This is a genomic window from Kitasatospora sp. NPDC036755, from assembly GCF_040636595.1.
Taxonomy (GTDB): Bacteria; Actinomycetota; Actinomycetes; order Streptomycetales; family Streptomycetaceae; genus Kitasatospora.
In genome coordinates this window covers 1-1325 of record NZ_JBEZUT010000688.1, presented here as the reverse complement: position 1 = coordinate 1325, position 1325 = coordinate 1, and the positions used below count along the sequence as shown (strand labels likewise).

Annotated in this window: 1 protein-coding gene and 1 pseudogene; one reads left to right on the top strand and one right to left on the bottom strand. The window is 75.5% G+C overall.

Features of this window, described 5'->3' with window-relative positions:
- Positions 1–201: 201 nt before the first annotated feature.
- Positions 202–948, top strand: a complete 747-nt coding sequence (locus tag AB0E96_RS41220; protein ID WP_359831973.1) for an RNA methyltransferase — start codon at positions 202–204, stop codon at positions 946–948.
- 55 nt (positions 949–1003) lie between these two features.
- Here the strand turns inward: AB0E96_RS41220 and AB0E96_RS41215 are convergent.
- Positions 1004–1237, bottom strand: a pseudogene (locus tag AB0E96_RS41215) (peptidoglycan-binding protein); the annotation flags it as partial.
- Positions 1238–1325 lie beyond the last annotated feature (88 nt).

Below are 1325 nucleotides of genomic sequence, written 5' to 3'. Positions count from 1 at the left end.
GGCGGGATGGGGTGGGGAGGGTGGGGGCGTGCCGCGCGGGTGGGGAGGGAGAAGGGTGGGAGGGGGCGGGATGGGGTGGGGAGGGATGGGGTGGGGAGGGGGGAGGGGGAGGGGGAGAGGACGTGACAAGGGGGGGTGGGGGCTGGGCGGGCGGGTGTGGGTGCGGAGGGGGTACGGGGTGGGGGTGGGAGAGTGAGCCGTATGGACGAGTTGGTGCGGGAGTGGCGGGCGGCGGAGCGGGTGCCGGGGGTGGTGGTGCTGGACGGGTTCCATGCGCTGAAGCACGCGGTGCGGTTCGGGGGGGAGGTGCGGCGGGTGGTGACCGCCGATCGGGGGGCGTTGCTGGCGTTGGCGGGGGAGTTGGCGCCGGATGTCGTTCCGGCGTTGGAGGGGCTCGCGGTGGAGGTGCCGGAGGCGGTGTTGCGGGGGCTGGTGGCGCGGGTGCATCCGACGGGGGTGGTGGCGTTGGCGGTGCGGCCCGGGGTGGAGGCGAACCGGGCGGTGCTGGGGCGGCGGCCGCGGGAGGCGCCGGTGGTGGTGCTGGAGAATCCGCGGAACCTGGGGAACGTGGGGGCGGTGATCCGGTTGGCGGCGGGGTTCGGGGCGACCGGGGTGGTGACCACCGGGGACATGGATCCGTGGCATCCGAACGTGCTGCGGGGCAGTGCGGGGCTGCACTTCGCGACCGCGGTCGAGCGGTTGGCGCCGGAGCTGCTGCCGGAGGGGCCGTTGTACGTCCTGGATCCGGAGGGGGCGGACATCCGGGACGTGCCGTTCCCGGACGACGCGCTGCTGGTGTTCGGTACGGAGCGGCACGGGGTGTCGGACGGGCTGAAGGCGCGGGCCGACCGGTTGGTGGCGGTGCCGATGCAGCCGGGGGTGTCGAGCTTCAACCTGGCGACCAGTGTGGCGATGGGCCTCTTCCACTGGATGTCGGGGAGGCGCTGAACGGGGAGGCGCTGAGGCGCGGCGCCGGGGTGGGTGCCGCGCCTCAGCGGGTGGGTCAGGAGAAGAGCCGGCGCCAGGTGTCGGGGCCGGGGTAGCCGTCGGCCTCGGCGCCGCGCCAGCCCTGGGCCTGCTGGAAGGCCTGGACGGCCCGGCGGTCGCTCTCCGTCCAGCGGGGGCCGGGCCCGACGGTGTACGGGCCGCCGAAGCCCTTGCGGACGAGCTGCTCGCCGAGCCGGCGGACGTGGTCGTTGTTCTGGCCGGGGCCGAAGTACTGGGCGCCGGGTAGAGACGGCTGGACTCTCCGCTGCCGAGGATGGTGAGCGCGAGGTCGGCGGCGTCGGCCTCGCGGGTGCCGTCGTGCGGCAGGCGGTAGGCCG